Annotated in this window: 14 protein-coding genes and 1 riboswitch; of the genes, 5 read left to right on the top strand and 9 right to left on the bottom strand. The window is 74.4% G+C overall.

What is annotated here, in order from left to right:
* Window positions 1–84 precede the first annotated feature (84 nt).
* Window positions 85–840 carry a ZIP family metal transporter gene (locus ACFY15_RS11275; RefSeq protein WP_390685893.1) on the top strand — a complete coding sequence of 252 codons (756 nt, stop codon included), beginning with the start codon at window positions 85–87 and terminating at the stop codon, window positions 838–840.
* Between the two features lie 47 nt (window positions 841–887).
* On the opposite strand, the gene ACFY15_RS11270 is transcribed toward ACFY15_RS11275, so the two are convergent.
* The 7 genes from ACFY15_RS11270 to ACFY15_RS11240 form a co-directional block, all read right to left on the bottom strand.
* Window positions 888–2,399 (bottom strand): cobyrinate a,c-diamide synthase, encoded by a 1,512-nt coding sequence (locus ACFY15_RS11270; protein ID WP_390685894.1) that lies wholly within the window; start codon window positions 2,397–2,399, stop codon window positions 888–890.
* A complete protein-coding gene (gene cobO, locus ACFY15_RS11265) occupies window positions 2,393–2,992 on the bottom strand; it encodes a cob(I)yrinic acid a,c-diamide adenosyltransferase (RefSeq protein ID WP_390685895.1) in 600 nt (199 codons plus the stop codon). Before cobO ends, ACFY15_RS11270 begins: the two co-directional genes overlap by 7 nt.
* Entirely contained in the window at window positions 2,992–5,070 is a 2,079-nt protein-coding gene (locus ACFY15_RS11260; RefSeq protein WP_390685896.1) for a putative cobaltochelatase, read from the bottom strand. Before ACFY15_RS11260 ends, cobO begins: the two co-directional genes overlap by 1 nt.
* Window positions 5,071–5,254: 184 nt before the next feature.
* Window positions 5,255–6,775 (bottom strand): cobyric acid synthase, encoded by a 1,521-nt coding sequence (locus ACFY15_RS11255; RefSeq protein ID WP_390825398.1) that lies wholly within the window; start codon window positions 6,773–6,775, stop codon window positions 5,255–5,257.
* Window positions 6,772–7,743, bottom strand: a complete 972-nt coding sequence (locus tag ACFY15_RS11250; protein WP_390685898.1) for a cobalamin biosynthesis protein — start codon at window positions 7,741–7,743, stop codon at window positions 6,772–6,774. The genes ACFY15_RS11255 and ACFY15_RS11250 overlap by 4 nt, the downstream gene beginning before the upstream one ends.
* A gap of 58 nt (window positions 7,744–7,801) precedes the next feature.
* Window positions 7,802–7,889, bottom strand: a riboswitch (cobalamin riboswitch).
* A 185-nt stretch (window positions 7,890–8,074) separates the two neighbouring features.
* Entirely contained in the window at window positions 8,075–8,296 is a 222-nt protein-coding gene (locus ACFY15_RS11245; RefSeq protein WP_079425611.1) for a hypothetical protein, read from the bottom strand.
* A 28-nt stretch (window positions 8,297–8,324) separates the two neighbouring features.
* Window positions 8,325–9,593, bottom strand: a complete 1,269-nt coding sequence (locus ACFY15_RS11240; RefSeq protein ID WP_390685899.1) for an anion permease — start codon at window positions 9,591–9,593, stop codon at window positions 8,325–8,327.
* A 367-nt stretch (window positions 9,594–9,960) separates the two neighbouring features.
* Here ACFY15_RS11240 and ACFY15_RS11235 point away from each other — a divergent pair, with 367 nt between their 5' ends.
* The gene (locus ACFY15_RS11235; protein WP_390685900.1) at window positions 9,961–11,091 is read left to right on the top strand and encodes an alpha/beta hydrolase family protein; all 1,131 of its coding nucleotides are present in this window, start codon (window positions 9,961–9,963) and stop codon (window positions 11,089–11,091) included.
* 197 nt (window positions 11,092–11,288) lie between these two features.
* Window positions 11,289–12,701, top strand: a complete 1,413-nt coding sequence (locus tag ACFY15_RS11230) for a hypothetical protein (RefSeq protein WP_390685901.1) — start codon at window positions 11,289–11,291, stop codon at window positions 12,699–12,701.
* Window positions 12,702–12,843: 142 nt separating this feature from the next.
* Here the strand turns inward: ACFY15_RS11230 and ACFY15_RS11225 are convergent, their stop codons facing one another.
* Together ACFY15_RS11225 and ACFY15_RS11220 are read right to left on the bottom strand one after the other, a co-directional pair.
* Window positions 12,844–13,239, bottom strand: a complete 396-nt coding sequence (locus tag ACFY15_RS11225; RefSeq protein ID WP_390685902.1) for a VOC family protein — start codon at window positions 13,237–13,239, stop codon at window positions 12,844–12,846.
* Window positions 13,240–13,308: 69 nt separating this feature from the next.
* Window positions 13,309–14,199, bottom strand: coding sequence for a neutral zinc metallopeptidase (locus ACFY15_RS11220; RefSeq protein WP_390685903.1), 891 nt, complete (start codon window positions 14,197–14,199; stop codon window positions 13,309–13,311).
* 220 nt (window positions 14,200–14,419) lie between these two features.
* Between ACFY15_RS11220 and ACFY15_RS11215 the strand changes: the two genes are divergently transcribed.
* Both ACFY15_RS11215 and ACFY15_RS11210 read left to right on the top strand, forming a co-directional pair.
* Window positions 14,420–16,018 (top strand): ABC-F family ATP-binding cassette domain-containing protein, encoded by a 1,599-nt coding sequence (locus ACFY15_RS11215; RefSeq protein ID WP_366451223.1) that lies wholly within the window; start codon window positions 14,420–14,422, stop codon window positions 16,016–16,018.
* 353 nt (window positions 16,019–16,371) lie between these two features.
* Window positions 16,372–16,593, top strand: coding sequence for a helix-turn-helix domain-containing protein (locus ACFY15_RS11210; RefSeq protein WP_007263382.1), 222 nt, complete (start codon window positions 16,372–16,374; stop codon window positions 16,591–16,593).
* The last annotated feature ends 35 nt before the right edge of the window (window positions 16,594–16,628 follow it).

Here is a 16,628-nt window from a genome sequence, read left to right as displayed (position 1 = left end):
CTGTCGTCTGTCGCCACCACGGTGACGTCCGCCACCCGCGCGGCGGAAGTGCGCACGTCGCCGCCGGTCGGTATCCAGGGGCACATGGCGGTGATCGTGGCTCTGGGCGCGTTCCTGATGACGATGGCGGGCGGCTGGACGGCGCAACGCGTCACCGACCGCCGCCACCTCGTGCTGGGCCTGGCCGGCGGGCTGATGCTCGGCGTCGTGGGCCTGGACCTGCTCCCCGAGGCCCTGCACGCCGCGGGCCGGAAGGTCTTCGGCGTCCCGCTCGCCCTGCTGCTCTTCGTGTCCGGCTTCCTCGTCGCCCACCTCGCGGAACGCCTGCTCGCCGTACGGCAGGCCGCGCACGGGGGCGAGGACGGGGGCGGGGGAAGCGGCGGGCACGACCACGGCGTCCGCGTCCCGCAGGTCGGGCTCACCGCGGCCGCGGCGATGGTCGGCCACAGCCTCGCCGACGGAGTGGCCCTCGGCGTCGCCTTCCAGGTCGGCGGCGGGATGGGCGCGACCGTGGCCCTGGCCGTCATCACCCACGACTTCGCCGACGGGTTCAACACGTACACCCTCACCCACCTGTACGGGAACGCCCGCCACAAGGCCCTGGCGATGCTCTTCGCGGACGCCGCGGCACCCGTCGTGGGCGCCGCCTCCACCCTGCTGTTCACCCTTCCGGAGGAACTCCTCGGGGCGTACCTCGGATTCTTCGGCGGAGCCCTGCTGTACCTGGCGGCCGCCGAGATCCTGCCCGAGGCCCACCACGAGCACCCCGCCCTGTCCACGCTGATGTGCACGGTGGGCGGGGTGGCCGGGATCTGGCTGCTGATCGGCCTCGCGGACTGAGCGGACCGGGTGGACCGGGCGGACCGGGCGGACTGGTCCGTACGGGGTCACGGGCGGGCCGCTGGAGCCGCCGCGAACTCCGCCGCGGCCGCCGCGAACCGGGACGCCACGGACGGCTGAGCCGCCCAGTGCGTGTGCAGGTAACTGGCGTGTACGTTCCCCCGGACGAAGCCCTCGACGCGGCGTTCGGGATGCGTGAACCCCCACGCCGGCGCGGCGCCGGCGCCCGGCTCGACCACCGTCCGGTGGAACTCGTGCCCCCGCAGCCGGGTGCCGGCCGCCGCGAGCGGGCTGTCCGACACCGCCACCGCCTCCCGGTAGCCGAGCGTGAGCCGCTCCGACATCCGGGCGTCGGCGTCGAGCACCCCGCACATGGGCTTCCCGTCCAGGGAACGCGCCAGGTAGAGGAGCCCGGCACACTCCGCCGCGACCGGGCCGCCGGCCGTGGCGAAGGCCGCCACGGCCGCACGCAGCGGCTCGTTCGCCGAGAGCTCCGGGGCGTAGACCTCGGGGAAGCCGCCGCCGATCACGAGCCCGCTCGTGCCCTCGGGCAGCGCCTCGTCCCGGAGGGGGTCGAAGGTGACCACCTCCGTCCCGGCGGCGCGCAGCAGCTCGGCGTGCTCGGTGTACGAGAACGTGAACGCCGGGCCGCCTGCGACGGCGATGAGAGGTCCCTCACCGAGCTCCTTCCCGAAACCGGGGCTCTCGACCCCGGCCGACGCCCGGGGCCCCGCCCCGGACCCTCCCCCGGCTACCGCCGGGGGCGCCCCCAGCGCCTCGAACGCCCCCTGACTGCGTCCGGGGACACCCCCAGGCGAGCCCGGACGGGGCGACCAGGCCTCGCCCGCCAGCGGCGGGGCGGTGCGCGCCAGGGCCAGCAGGGCCTCCAGGTCACAGCCGGCACGGACCTGCTCCGCCAGGGCGGCCACGGCCGCGACGGCGTCGGCCCGCCGCTCCGCCACCGGGACCAGGCCCAGGTGCCGCGACGGGGTCGCGACCTGCGGGGCGCGCCGCAGGACGCCGAGGACCGGCATCCCGGCCTCCTCCAGGGCCTCCCGCAGCATGGCCTCGTGCCGGTCGGAGCCCACCTTGTTCAGGATCACCCCGCCCAGGCGCACTTGGGGGTCGAACGAGGCGAAGCCGTGCACCAGCGCCGCCACCGAACGGGACTGCGAGGAGGCGTCCACCACCAGCACCACCGGCGCCCGCAGCAGCTTCGCCACCTGCGCCGTCGACGCCAGCTCGCCCCGCCCCGCGGCCCCGTCGTAGAGCCCCATCACGCCCTCGACCACCGCGAGGTCGCACCCGGCGGCGCCGTGTGCGAACAGCGGGGCCACCAGCTCCGGCCCGCACAGGAACGCGTCGAGGTTGCGCCCCGGCCGGCCCGTGGCCAGCGCATGGTAGCCGGGGTCGATGTAGTCGGGCCCGGCCTTGTGCGGGGACACGGCCAGGCCGCGCTCCGCGAAGGCCGCCATCAGGCCCGTCGCCACGGTGGTCTTGCCGCTGCCGGAGGACGGCGCGGCGATGACCAGCCGCGGCACACTGGACGAGGTCACCACTCGATGCCCTTCTGGCCCTTCTGGCCGGCGTCCATGGGGTGCTTGACCTTGGTCATCTCGGTGACCAGGTCCGCGAACTCCACCAGCTCCGCGGGGGCGTTGCGACCGGTGATGACCACGTGCTGGGTGCCGGGCCGGTTCCGCAGCACCTCGATCACCTCGTCCACGTCGATCCAGCCCCAGTGCATCGGGTACGCGAACTCGTCCAGCACGTACAGCCGGTGCGTCTCGGCGGCCAGGTCGCGCTTGACCTGCTCCCAGCCCTCCTTCGCCGCCTGCTCGTTGTCGAGCTGCGCGTCGCGCTGCACCCAGGACCAGCCCTCGCCCATCTTGTGCCAGACGACGGAGCCGCCCTCACCGGAGGCGCCCAGCACCTTCAGCGCGTTCTCCTCGCCGACCTTCCACTTCGCCGACTTGACGAACTGGAACACCCCGATCGGCCAGCCCTGGTTCCAGGCGCGCAGCGCCAGCCCGAAGGCGGCCGTCGACTTGCCCTTGCCCGGCCCGGTGTGGACGAAGACGAGCGGGCGGTTGCGGCGCTGACGCGTCGTGAGACCGTCGTCGGGAACGACGGTCGGCTGTCCCTGCGGCATTAGGCGGCCCTCCTGGAGACGCTGTCGGGTGACGCAGTGGAGGTCACTGCGGTACGTACGTTCTTGACGAGCCCGGCCAGCGAGTCGGCCCGCAGCCCGTCGAGGGTCACGGCGGGTGCGCCCAGGTCGGTGGCCAGTGCCGCCGCGAGCCCCAGCCGCACCGGCCCGGACTCGCAGTCCACGACCACCGACGTGACGCCCTCGGCCGCCAGTAGTTGGGCGCTGCGCCCGGACAGTTCGCGCGGATCGCCGCCGACGTCCCCGGCCGAGGTGGCCCGCCCGTCGGTGACGACCACGAGCAGCGGACGCCGGGAGGGGTCCCGCAGCCGTTCCACGCGCAGCACCTCGCGGGCCTTGAGCAGGCCCGGGCCCAGGGGGGTGCGGCCGCCGGTCGGCAGCTTCTCCAGGCGGGCCGCGGCCGCGTCCACCGAGGAGGTGGGCGGCAGCGCCAGTTCGGCGCCCGTGCCGCGGAAGGTGATCAGGCCGACCTTGTCGCGGCGCTGGTAGGCGTCGAGGAGCAGGGAGAGCACCGCGCCCTTGACGGCGCCCATGCGCTGCCGGGCGGCCATCGAGCCGGAGGCGTCGACGCAGAACAGCACCAGGTTGCCCTCGCGGCCCTCACGGGTCGCCTGCCGCAGGTCGTCCTTGCGCACGACGAGCCCCGGCCCGGAGCGCCCGCGCGCCTTCTGGTGCGGGGCGGCGGCGTGCACGGTGGCCGCCAGGTGCAGCTTCGTCAGCTGCCCCCGGGGGCGCTGGGCGCCCGTGGTCCGGCCGTGCGCGGTACGGGCCCGCGAGCGCCGGCCGGCCGCGCCCTCGCCGAGGCCGGGCACACTCAGCGTCTTGGTGCGGAACGGCTCGGAGGCCCCCACGGCGGCCTGCTCGGTCCCGTCGGACCCGCCCCGGGGCGCGGAGGGCTGCGGTTCGGGGGAGGCGTCCCCCTGCTCCGGGGCCTCCTCGGGGGCGTGGCCGGTCTCGGGGCCGCCGCCCTGCGGGGGCACCCCGCCGCCGTCCCCGTCGGGGCCGCCGCCGTTGTCGTCCGGGCCCTCCGGCTCGGGCTCCGGCTCCTCGTCGGGGAAGCCGTCGAGGATCTCGTCGAGCTTGTCCTCGTCCAGCCCGGGCGCGTCGAAGGGGTTGCGTCGGCGCCGGTGCGGCAGTGCCAGCAGCGCCGCCTGGCGGACGTCCTCCTTGCGGACGGAGGTCCGCCCGGCCCAGGCGGCCAGGGCGGTCGCCGTACGGGCCATCACGATGTCGGCGCGCATGCCGTCGACCTCGAAGCCGGCGCAGGTGGCGGCGATCTGGAGCAGCGCGGTGTCCCCGAGCGCCACCTGCGGGAGCAGTGCCCGCGCGGCCACGACCCGGGCGCGGACCTCGTCCTCGTCCCCGGCCCAGCGGGCCGCGAAGCCCGCCGGATCGTCCTCGTACGCGAGCCGGCGGCGCACCACCTCGACGCGCTGCCCGGGCTCCCGGGAGGCGGCGACCTCCACGGTCAGCCCGAACCGGTCGAGGAGCTGCGGCCGCAGCTCGCCCTCCTCGGGGTTCATGGTGCCGACGAGCAGGAAGCGGGCCGCGTGGCGCACGGACACGCCCTCGCGTTCCACGTACGAGGCGCCCATCGCGGCCGCGTCGAGCAGGAGGTCGATGAGGTGGTCGTGGAGCAGGTTGACCTCGTCGACGTACAGGATCCCTCGGTGCGCGTCGGCCAGCAGGCCGGGCTCGAACGCCTTCACGCCCTCGGCGAGGGCCCGCTCGATGTCGAGGGAGCCGACGAGGCGGTCCTCGGAGGCGCCGACGGGCAGTTCGACCATCCGGGCGGCGCGCTCGGCGCCGGGGCCGGGCTCGTGCGGGCCGTCCGGGCAGGCCGGGTCCGGCGCGGCGGGCGCGCAGGAGAACCGGCAGCCGGGCACGACGTCCACGCGGGGGAGCAGGGCGGAGAGCGCGCGCACGGCGGTGGACTTGGCGGTCCCCTTCTCACCGCGCACGAGCACACCGCCGACCGCCGGGCTCACGGCGTTGAGCAGCAGCGCCAGCCGCAGGTCGGCCTGGCCGACGACCGCGGTGAACGGATAGGGGGTGCTCATGGGTTGCTCACTCCTCGGGTGTGCGTGCGTTCGGGGGCGGTGCCGGGGGTGCCGCTGCGCGGAGCCGCTCCCCGCCCCGCCCTTCCACTGTTCCCGGGGGCTCCGCCACCGGGGGTCCGGGGGCGGAGCCCCCGGTGAGCGGGAGAGGGGTGGGTGGGGGAACAGCCCCGCAGGGCCCGGGCCGTCACGGCGCGCCCGGCGGGAGGAACGGCAGCCCGGCCGGGGCGCCGGACTCGATCAGGCGCAGCAGCGCAGCCGTGTCCGCGTGTTCCTCGATCAGGTCGCCCAGCAGGTCCAGCTGCTCCTCGCGCAGGGCGGCGAAGGACGTGTCCGGCGACGGGACGAAGCGCCGCCCGGCGGCCACGGCGACCTCACGCAGGAACGCCCGGCGGAAGCCGTCCGACTCCAGCGAGCCGTGCCAGTGCGTGCCCCACACGGACCCGACCCGGCACCCGTCCAGGAACGGCTCGCCGCCGCGCACCTCGGCCACGCCGTGGTGGATCTCGTAGCCCGAGACCTCCTCGCCGAGGGCCTCGCCGAACGGCCGCGCCAGGGTCTTCTCGACGGCGAAGCGCACGCGCACCGGCAGCAGCCCCAGCCCCGCCACCGAGCCCGCCTTCGACTCGACCTCGTCCTCGATGTGCTCGCCGAGGGCCTGGAAGCCGCCGCAGATGCCCAGCACCGGGCGTCCCTCCGCGGCGCGCCGGGCCAGCGCGTCGGCCAGCCCCCGCTCGCGCAGCCACTCCAGCGCCTTCACCGTGCCGCGCGTGCCCGGTACGACGGCCAGGTCCGCGTTGGCCAGCTCCTCGGCCCGGTCCACGAACCGCACGACCACGCCCGGCTCCGCCGCGAGCGCGTCGACGTCGGTGAAGTTCGACATCAGCGGCACGGCGCACACCGCGACCCGCAGCACGTCCTCGCCGACCGGCGGGGCCACGACGGACTCGCGCACCGCGCCCCGCAGGGAGACCCGCAGCCCGTCCTCCTCGTCGATGCCCAGCCCGTGCCGGAACGGCAGCACCCCGTACGTCGCCCGCCCCGTCAGGCCCCGCAGCATCTCCATGCCGGGCTCCAGCAGGGACACGTCGCCGCGGAACTTGTTGACCATGTAGCCGGCGATCAGCGACTGGTCCTCGGGCGACAGCAGCGCCGTCGTCCCGAAGAACGAGGCGAACACCCCGCCCCGGTCGATGTCGCCGACGACGACCACCGGGAACCGCGCGGCCCGCGCGATGCCCATGTTCACGATGTCGGTCCGGCGCAGGTTGATCTCGGCCGGGCTGCCCGCCCCCTCGCAGATCACGGCGTCATACGTGCCCCGCAGCTGTTCCAGGCAGTCCGTGACGATGCCGAGGAGCTGCTCCTGGCGGCCGCCGTGGTAGCCGCGGGCGCTCATCTCGCCCACCGGTTTGCCCAGCAGCACCACCTGGCTGCTGCGGTCGCTGCCGGGCTTGAGCAGGACCGGGTTCATCAGCGCGGTCGGCTCCACCCGGGCGGCCTGGGCCTGCATGGCCTGGGCCCGGCCGATCTCCGCGCCCTCGCGGGTCACGAACGAGTTCAGCGACATGTTCTGCGCCTTGAACGGGGCGACCTTGACGCCCTGGCGTGCCAGCCAGCGGCAGATGCCCGCCGTGACGACGCTCTTGCCCGCGTCGGACGTCGTCCCCGCGACCAGCAGTCCGCCGCCGCGCCTCGTGCCGCTCATGCCCGACCCCTCCCCGTCCTCGCCGCGGCGGCCTTCGCCGCGGCGCACCGGACGGCCACGCACGCGCCCAGCGCCAGCCAGGTCACCCGCCGCGACAGCCGTACGGCCCGCTCGATGTCCGCGACCCCCACCGGCCGCCCCCGCTCCCCGTTGAGCACGGCCCGGTGCTCGACCCGTCCCGCGTAGGACAAGGTCCCTCCCAGCCGGACGCCGAGCGCCCCGGCGAAGGAGGCCTCGACCGGGCCGGCGTTGGGGCTGGGGTGGGAGGCGGCGTCCGCCCGCCAGGCCCGCAGCGCTCCGCGCCGGTCGGGACCGGCGGCCACGGCGGCGAGCGCCGTCAGCCGGGCCCCCGGCCAGCCGGCGAGGTCGTCGAGCCGGGCCGAGGCCCAGCCGTAGCGCAGGTGGCGGGGCGACTTGTGCCCCACCATCGCGTCCAGGGTGTTCACGGCGCGGAAGGCCAGCAGTCCGGGCACCCCGGCGACGGCCCCCCACACGAGGGCTCCGACGACGGCGTCGGAGGTGTTCTCCGCGACCGACTCCACGACGGCCCGGGCCATTGCCTGGTCGTCCAGGGCCTGCGGGTCGCGTCCGCACAGGTGGGGGAGGCGTTCGCGGGCCACCTCGGTGTCCCCGGCGGCGAGCGCCCCGCCGATGGCACGGGCCTCCCGGCCGAGGGTGGTGCCGCCGACGACGGCCCAGGTGGCCGCGGCGGTGAGGGTGATGCGGGCGGCCGCGGGCCGGGAGCGCACGGCGCGTGCGCCCAGCGCTCCGACGGCGGTGGCCGCGCCGGCGCATACGAGGGTGTGCAGGGCGCCCCGGGCGCGGTCGTCGCGCCACAGGGCGCGCTCCACGGCGGCGGCGGCTCGTCCGAAGGCGGCCACGGGGTGCCCTCGGCGGGGATCCCCGAGGATCCGGTCGCCGATCAGGCCCGCCGTGACGCCGTACGCGAAGACGCGGTCGGCACGCATGGTGGCAGGTATGTCCTCACTCAGGGTCCGCGCCCTGGTTCGACGTGTCCGGCGGTGAGAGTTCCTGGCTTCCGGGTGGGCACGCGGCGCGTGCGTTCCCCGGTGACAGTGGCGGGACCGCGCCGGATTCGCACCGGACTTCCTCTCCATGCCGCCGTATTGGCCCGGGCAGTCCACCACGCCCCGCGAACGCCCGTCAACTTACCGTTGACCTGCGGTGGGACGGGGGACGGGGACGGCCGGTGGGCGGCCAGGGGCCGCGGGTACGCGAAAACTCCCCCCGGGGAATTCCGGGGGGAGCCTTCGTACACGGTGTCGCCGAGACCGGGTCTCAGCTGACGATCAGGTAGATCCCGTAGGCCACGGCCGCCGCGCAGAGCGCGAAGCAGGCGTAGGCGCCGCTGCGGGCCAGGGCGGCGGTGCCGCCCTGCTCGGTGGCGGCCTCGTGCTTGGAGAGGCCCACCAGGCCCAGGCTGAAGAGGGCCACGAGGGCGACGGTCGCGGAGAGGCTGACCCCGAAGACGGAGCCGAGTGCTGCCCAGTCGATCTTCATACTGCCGTTTCCTCTGTCGTTCTCGGGATCAGACCGCGGCGGCCGGAGCCGTCGGGGCCTGCGGGTTCGCCGTGGCGGCCGGGATGGTGGCCTTGAGGTCCTCGTCGGTCACCGCGGCGGTGGTGCCGGCGACCGGGGGGACGGCGACGGCGGCGATGGCGGTGGTGACCACGCCGGGCTGCTCGGCCTCGTCGGCGGAGGCCTCGTTGACGTTGGTGTGGTCGACGACCTGGCGGCGGGAGATCAGCCAGACGGCGACGCAGGAGGCGACCAGGAAGACGGTGACGGCGGCGACGCCGACGCCACCGGTGCGCATGACCAGCTCGGCGCCCGCGGAGACGAGGGCGGCGGCCGGCAGGGTCAGACCCCACGCGACGAACATCCGGGTGGCGGTGGACCAGCGGATCACACCGCCCTTGCGGCCCAGGCCCGCGCCCATCACCGCGCCGGAGCAGGCGTGGGTGGTGGAGAGGGAGAAACCGAGGGTGGAGGAGGCCAGGATGACGCTCGCGGCCGAGGTCTGGGCGGCGAAGCCCTGCTGCGGGTGCAGGTCGGTCAGGCCGCTGCCCAGGGTGCGGATGATGCGCCAGCCGCCCAGGTAGGTGCCCATCGCGATCGCCGTTCCGGCGGAGACGATGACCCAGACCGGGGGGTTCGAGCCGGGGGCGATGGCGCCGCCGGCGACCAGGGCCAGGGTGATGATGCCCATCGTCTTCTGCGCGTCGTTGGTGCCGTGCGCGAGGGAGACGAGGCCGGCCGACGCGATCTGGCCCGCCTTGTAGCCCTTGGCGGACGTCTTGGGGCCGACCTTGCCGTTCAGCGTGTACGTGACCTTGGCGGCCAGCATCGCGGCCGCACCGGCCACGATCGGGGCGGCCACGGCCGGGATGAGCACCTTGGTGACGAGGACGTCGCCGTTGACCGCGCCGAGGCCGGCGGAGGCGACCGCGGCACCGATCAGGCCGCCCATCAGGGCGTGCGAGGAGCTGGAGGGCAGTCCGACCAGCCAGGTGACCAGGTTCCAGAGGATCGCGCCGACGAGCGCGGCGAAGATCACTTCGGGCTGGATGCCCTCTTCGTTGACGAGACCCTTGGAGATCGTCTTGGCGACCTCCACGGACATGAACGCGCCGACGAGGTTGAGCACGGCGGACATGGCCACCGCCGTCTTGGGCTTGAGGGCGCCGGTCGAGATGGTGGTGGCCATCGCGTTGGCTGTGTCGTGGAAACCGTTCGTGAAGTCGAACACGAGAGCGGTGATGATCACGATCCCGAGGAGAAGCGTTATGTGCTCCATTTACCCAGGCTTCTGTTTGGCGTCAGTGGCTCGGCGAACGTAGGCAACCTGGGTGAACGGAAGATGAACTGACATCGGCGGGGTGGTGTCTGTGGGCGGCGCCCCATCGGACCCTTCGTCCCGATTCTTTCGTAGTTATCGCCATTCATGCACGTCAGAGCCGGGTGAACGGGGCGTTCCGAGCGGGTGCGCGGGCCCGCTCGGACCCCCTCGGCGGCAGGGAAAGAGAGGTAGATCACTCCGCTTGCCCCGCCCCCCTCTGGGCCGTCGGCCGCCCCCGCCCCGCTCGGGCTCCGCTTGGGCCCCGTCCGGACGCCGCCGGAGCCCTCCGGTGGCCCCCTCGCCCCCGCGCCTCGACACTGGAGCGGTGCGTACCGCCACTGCGACGGCCGCGGCCGTCACCTCGACCCTGATCGGCGCCGGAGCGGCCGCGGTCCTGGCCGGCCGGTACGCCGCCGACTCCGCCCTGCGGTCCGAACCCGGCCGCCCGCCGGCCGGCAGTCCCCGGCTGGTCGTCCACTCCGCCGAAGGCGACCGGATCGTGCTCACCCGCTCGCTGGCCTCCCTGCGCCCCGGCGTCCACGGCCTGGCCGCGCCCGGGGTGCACGCGGCCGTCGGCCCGGTCCTCGCCGGCGTCCCGCACGACCCGGCCACCGTCGTGCGCCGCCTGCTGCGCGTCAGCCACGGCTCCCTGGAGCCCGGTACCCGCGTCACCCTCACCCCGCAGGTGTACTCGGGGAACCCCCGCACGGCCCTCGGCCTGGACCACGCCGACGTGGACGTCCCCGGGGAGCTCGGCCCGCTCCCCGCCTGGTTCGTGCCCCAGGTCCGGCAGACCTGGGTGATCGCCGTCCACGGGCTCGGCGCCGGCCGGGAGCACCCGATGGTGGTCATGCCCTTCCTGCACCGCCTCCGGCTACCGGTCCTCTCCGTCGCCTACCGGGGCGACCTCGGCGCCCCCGCCTCCCCGGACGGCCTCGGCCACCTCGGCGAGTCCGAGTGGCGGGACCTGGACGCCGCCATCCGCTACGCCGTGCGCTACGGCGCCCGGCGCATCGTCCTGCACGGCTGGTCCACCGGGGCCGCCATGGCCGTCCGCGCCGCCGAGCGCTCGGCCCTGTCCGGCCGGATCGCGGGCCTGGTGCTCGACTCGCCCGTCCTCGACTGGCACGCCACCCTGCGCAACCTGGTCGCGGCCCGCCGCACCCCGGCCCCGCTGGTCCCGTTCGCCGTACGGGCCGCCGAGAGCCGCGCCGGGCTGCGCGCGGACCACCGGACGCCGTACGCGGACCCCGGCGCCGTCCGCGTCCCCGTGCTGCTCTTCCACGGGCCCGACGACACCCTCGCCCCCTGGGCGCCCTCGCGCCGGCTCGCCGCCGCCCGGCCCGACCTCGTCACCCTGCACACCGTTGCGGACGCCGCGCACGGGGCGATGTGGAACGCCGACCCGGCCGGCTACGAGGAGGCGCTGCGGCGCTTCCTGGTGCCGCTCATGTGACCCCGTGCACCACCTTGCGAGGGGCCGGCGTGGCTCCACAGACAAGGGGTTACGGGGGGTGTCTTGTGGCGCTGGAGTGAAGGCGGTGTGGCGGACGGGACGGGGTGGGTGGTCTGTCCCGGTTCCTCCACCCCATGACCTGTGGAAATGACCCGTTCCGTTTGGGCTTTCGGCCAGTGACGGGCGAGACTGCTTCCGTGACGTCCCGAAAGCCTGATGAGCAGTTGGCTCGCGACTCCAGACTCCGACTCGTCTCCCCGCGCTCCGTCGCCACGGCGCGCAAGGCGGTGACCGACCGGCGAACCCGGCCGGCCACCCGGCCCCCGGCGGGCACCCCCGCCACGGCAGACCTGGCGAACCGCGCCCGGGCCTCGCTGGCCGACGCCGTACGGCTGGCCCGCTGGGCCGAACTGAACCTCGGCGCCGGCGACGGCGGCCGCCCCGCCCCCTCCGGCGCCCTGCCCGCCGGCGATGTCGAACGGGCCGCCGCGGAACTGGGCCTGACGCACGGCCAGATCCGCGTCGGCTGGGACCGCGCCCGGCTCTCCGGCCTCGTCGAGGTGCACGGCGGCCAGGCCAGGCCCGGCTGGCGGCTGCGCGCCTGGGACCGCGACGACACCGCCGTGCTGCGCGGCTGGGTCGCCCTCTTCGACGCCTGGTCCCTCGTCCACCCGGCCCCCGCCGACATCACCCCCTCGGCCGTCGCCGAGGTGGTCGAGGCGATGCCGCAGCTGCTCTCCCTGCTCCAGCTGTCCGCCGGTCCCGTGACCGTCCCGGACCTGCTGGACCTGCTGGGGCAGCGGGTCACCGAACTGCGCGACGAGCGCTGCGAGGTCCCCTACGGTGCGGAGCCCGCCCAGGGTGCGGCCTCCGCGGAACCCCGCCCCCTCCCGCTCGCCCGGCTGCTGCGCTGGGCGCTCGGCGGGCTCGCCGCCGTGGACGCGGTCACCCTCGGCCCCGCGCAGGCCGCCCTGACCCCGCTCGGCAGCTGGGCCGTCTGGGTCAAGCTGGAACAGATCTGCGTCGCGGCGCAGAGCCCGGCCGGGAACATCGAGCAGTCCGCCGCCGCCATGCTGCACGGCTGCGCCCGGCTGACCCCGGGGCCGGCCCGCGCCGAGTACCGGGCCTGGCTCGCCGCCCGGCCCGTCGGCCACGCCGTCAGCGAGCTGCTGCACGCCGCCCGGGGCGAGGACGCCCTGCTGCGGGGCCTCGCCTTCGAGGCCCTGCGCGTGGTCGGCGCCCCCGCCGAGCCCGAGGTGCGCGCCGCCGTCCGCGAGGCCGCCCTGCGGCCCTACGCCCTGCTCTGGCTCGCCGAGCACGACGGGGTGGACCCGGACGAGGCCCAGGACGTCCTCACGCCCGAGGAGTCCACCTGGCTCTGGGTGGACACGGCCGCCGCCATCGCCGACCACGGCGAGGCCGAGCTGCTCGCCCGCCACCTCGACTCCGCCGTCCGCACCACCGTGCCCCGGCTGCTCGACGAGGTCCGGGCCGTCGGCCACCCGCGCACCGTGCAGGTCCTGGTCGCGCTGGCCGCCGCCCATCCCGACCCGGCCCTGGCCAAGGCGGTCCGGCGGGCGGCCTTCCAGGTCCACACCGGCGGAGCGTAGGCCCTGGCCGGGCTGTCACCCGGGCCCCCGCCGCGGGCCGGCCGTGGCCGGTCGCGCAGTTCCCCGCGCCCCTGACGGGGCCCGCCCCGGCGGAGTCGCGAGCCCCGCGCCCCTTGCGGGTCGACCCCGGCGGGGCGCGGGGTCAGAGCTGGGGGGCGTACGTGCCGAAGCTCCAGACGTTGCCCTCGGTGTCCCGGGCCATGTAGTCCCGCGAGCCGTAGTCCTGGTCGGTGGGCTCCATGAGGATCTCCACGCCGTGCTCGGCCGCCCGCCGGTGGTGGGCGTCCACGTCGTCGACCACGATGTAGACCCCCGACGGGCCGGCCGTCTCCATGGCCTTGTCGTACACCCCGCCGCGCCCCTTGCTGCCGAGCATCACCGCGCCGTTGCCGTACGCCAGCTCCGCGTGCATCACCGAGCCGTCGTCGCCCTCGTAGACCGCGACCTGGGTGAACCCGAACGCCTCGGTGAGCTGCTGGATCGCTGCCTTCGCGTCGCGGTAGAGCAGCGCGGGATAGATGGACGGAACGCCTGCCATGACGGTCACTCCCTCTCGTAACGATGGCTCAAGTGATCCACGCCACAGCATGGCAGGCGCCGCTGACACTCAGCGGAAGGTGTCGCACCGGGCCATGTCACCCGTGCGGTAGCCCTGGTGGAACCACTGCTGGCGCTGCTGCGCCGAGCCGTGGGTCCAGGACTCCGGGGTGACCCGGCCCTGGAACTTCTCCTGGATCCGGTCGTCCCCCACCGCGGCCGCCGCGTCCAGCCCGTCGCGGATGTCCTGGTCGGTGAGGTTCGTGATCAGAGGCCGCCCCGTGGACTCGTCCGGGGTCCGCGTCGCGTTGTGCGCCCACACTCCGGCGTAGCAGTCGGCCTGGAGCTCGACCTTCACCGCATTGCTGTTCGCGCCCGTCTGCCCGTTCTGGGCCCGCGCCAGCGTGCCCGTCAGGTTCTGGACGTGGTGCCCGTACTCGTGGGCGATGACGTACGCCTGCGCGAAGGGGCCGCCGTGCGCCCCGAAGGTGGTCCGCAGCTCCTCGAAGAAGCCCAGGTCCAGGTAGACCTGCCGGTCCGCCGGGCAGTAGAAGGGCCCGACCGCCTGGGTGGCCGCCCCGCAGGCGGTGTTCACCCTGCCGGTGAAGAAGACCGTCGAGGCGGGGGTGTACGTCCCGCCGCGCCGCCCGAACTCCTGCCTCCAGTAGTCCTGTGTGCTGTTCACCACGGCGACGAGCCGGCAGTCCTCCCGGGCGTTGGCGTCGCTGCCCTTCTTGCAGGACTGCTGGACCCGGGCGGCCGAGGAGGCCGTCGAGACCGGCTCCGGACTCCCGGCGGACAGCCCCAGCTGGTCCGGCCCCACCCCGAAGATCAGGCCCAGGACCAGGGCGATCAGTCCGACGACCCCGCCGCCGACGGTGGCCCGGCCGCCCGGGACGCGGCTGCTGCGCACGTCCTTCACCTCGGACGTGTCCAGATCGGCGTCGTCGTCGAACTGCATGCCCCACCGTCCTCCACGCGTGGCCAACCCCTTCATCCTGATACGTGCCCGGCCCGCCCAGGGCGGGCCTTCGGCCGGACGGGTGAGGGGCGGGCCCCGAAAAGTGGTTGCGCACCCCCGTTAGAATGGCTTCATGGCAAATCTCCTCGCGGATTAGCGGCGTCGAAGAACGCGCGTCCCGCCCCGCCTTCCGCCGTCCATACCGCCCTGGAGTATTTCCGTGATCACCGCCACCGGCATCGAGCTGCGCGCCGGCGCCCGCGTCCTCATCGAGTCCGCTTCCTTCCGCATCGCCAAGGGCGACCGCATCGGCCTCGTCGGCCGCAACGGAGCGGGCAAGACCACCCTCACCAAGTGCCTGGCCGGCGAGGGCCAGCCCGCCGCCGGCAGCATCGCCCGCTCCGGCGAGGTCGGCTACCTCCCGCAGGACCCGCGCACCGGCGACCTCGACGTCCTGGCCCGCGACCGGATCCTCTCCGCCCGAGGCCTCGACGTCCTGATCAAGAAGATGCGGATGAACGAGGAGCGCATCGCCAACGGCTCCGGCGCCACCCGCGAGAAGGCCCTGCGCCAGTACGAGCGCCAGGAGACCGAGTTCCTCACCAAGGGCGGGTACGCCGCCGAGTCCGAGGCCGCGACCATCTCGGCCGCCCTCAGCCTCCCGGACCGGGTCCTCGGCCAGCCGCTGCACACCCTCTCCGGCGGTCAGCGCCGCCGCGTCGAGCTCGCCCGCATCCTCTTCTCGGACGCCGACACCCTGCTCCTCGACGAGCCCACGAACCACCTCGACGCCGACTCGATCATCTGGCTGCGCGACTACCTGAAGAACTACCGCGGCGGCTTCGTCGTGATCTCCCACGACGTCGACCTGGTCGAGACCGTGGTCAACAAGGTCTTCTACCTCGACGCCAACCGCTCGGTCATCGACATCTACAACATGGGCTGGAAGCTCTACCAGCAGCAGCGCGAGGCCGACGAGAAGCGCCGCAAGCGCGAGCGCCAGAACGCCGAGAAGAAGGCAGCCGCCCTCAACTCGCAGGCCGACAAGATGCGCGCCAAGGCGACCAAGACCGTCGCCGCCCAGAACATGGCCAAGCGCGCCGAGCGCCTGCTCTCCGGCCTGGAGGCGGTCCGCGTCTCCGACAAGGTCGCCAAGCTGCGCTTCCCGGACCCGGCGCCCTGCGGCAAGACGCCGCTGACCGCCGAGGGCCTGTCGAAGTCGTACGGCTCCCTGGAGATCTTCACCGACGTCGACCTCGCCATCGACAAGGGTTCCCGCGTGGTCATCCTCGGCCTCAACGGCGCGGGCAAGACCACCCTGCTGCGCCTGCTCGCGGGCGCCGAGCAGCCCGACACGGGCCAGGTCACCCCCGGCCACGGCCTCAAGCTCGGCTACTACGCACAGGAGCACGAGACGCTCGACCCGGACCGCACGGTCCTGGAGAACATGCGCTCCTCCGCCCCCGACCTGGACCTGGTCGACGTGCGCAAGACGCTCGGCTCCTTCCTGTTCTCCGGCGACGACGTGGACAAGCCGGCGGGCGTGCTCTCCGGCGGCGAGAAGACCCGTCTGGCCCTGGCCACCCTGGTCGTCTCCTCGGCGAACGTGCTGCTCCTCGACGAGCCCACCAACAACCTCGACCCGGCCAGCCGCGAGGAGATCCTCGGCGCGCTGCGCACGTACAAGGGTGCGGTCATCCTCGTCACCCACGACGAGGGCGCCGTGGAGGCCCTGGAGCCGGAGCGGATCATCCTGCTCCCGGACGGGGTCGAGGACCTGTGGGGCCCGGACTACCGGGACCTGGTCGCCCTCGCCTGAGACCCCGCCGCCGGGTTGATCCAGTCCCGTATGGATCATTCGGCGCAGACGTGATCCATCATCTGAGTGAGACGGTCTCGTACCGCCGCCCTCTGTACAGCGACCCCGGCCGCATCCTCACGGATACGGATCCGGGGTCGACTGCTTCCGGCACCCCGCCCCTGACCTGGTGATTCCTCTCGGTGACGGAGGAATGTGACGGAGGTCATGCAGCGGAAGAGGAGATTCCGTTCTGCTCGGGTGTCCACGGGCTGAGAAATGCCGTCCGACCGACCTTGCTGAATGGGTGGCCAGGAAGCCGGGGAGGGGTGATCATGAGAAGCACAGAGCGCACTTCCCATGAGGAGGCACGGGTGGCCGAGACTCTGAAGAAGGGCAGCCGGGTGACCGGCGCCGCGCGCGACAAGCTCGCGGCAGACCTGAAGAAGAAGTACGACTCCGGTGCGAGTATCCGGGCGCTGGCCGAAGAGACCGGCCGGTCCTACGGATTCGTCCACCGGATGCTCAGCGAGTCCGGAGTCACGCTGCGTGGTCGCGGTGGCGCGACGCGCGGCAAGAAGGCGGCCGCGGCCTGACCCTGGCCCACAGGCCGGGGGCGGTGCCGAGGACC

This window comes from Streptomyces sp. NPDC001373, from assembly GCF_042895815.1.
Classification (GTDB): Bacteria; Actinomycetota; Actinomycetes; order Streptomycetales; family Streptomycetaceae; genus Streptomyces.
Note: the sequence above shows the minus strand (reverse complement) of the source record. Positions and strands in the feature narration are given on the sequence as shown.

Bases quoted from the DNA above. Each gene is read 5' to 3' on its own strand.
- ACFY15_RS11245 (WP_079425611.1), bottom strand. From the start codon at position 8,296: ATGAAGATCGACTGGGCAGCACTCGGCTCCGTCTTCGGGGTCAGCCTC.
- ACFY15_RS11225 (WP_390685902.1), bottom strand. From the start codon at position 13,239: ATGGCAGGCGTTCCGTCCATCTATCCCGCGCTGCTCTACCGCGACGCG.
- ACFY15_RS11250 (WP_390685898.1), bottom strand. From the start codon at position 7,743: ATGCGTGCCGACCGCGTCTTCGCGTACGGCGTCACGGCGGGCCTGATC.
- ACFY15_RS11275 (WP_390685893.1), top strand. From the start codon at position 85: ATGGCGGTGATCGTGGCTCTGGGCGCGTTCCTGATGACGATGGCGGGC.
- ACFY15_RS11220 (WP_390685903.1), bottom strand. From the start codon at position 14,199: ATGCAGTTCGACGACGACGCCGATCTGGACACGTCCGAGGTGAAGGAC.
- ACFY15_RS11255 (WP_390825398.1), bottom strand. From the start codon at position 6,775: ATGAGCGGCACGAGGCGCGGCGGCGGACTGCTGGTCGCGGGGACGACG.
- ACFY15_RS11240 (WP_390685899.1), bottom strand. From the start codon at position 9,593: ATGGAGCACATAACGCTTCTCCTCGGGATCGTGATCATCACCGCTCTC.
- ACFY15_RS11260 (WP_390685896.1), bottom strand. From the start codon at position 5,070: ATGAGCACCCCCTATCCGTTCACCGCGGTCGTCGGCCAGGCCGACCTG.
- cobO (WP_390685895.1), bottom strand. From the start codon at position 2,992: ATGCCGCAGGGACAGCCGACCGTCGTTCCCGACGACGGTCTCACGACG.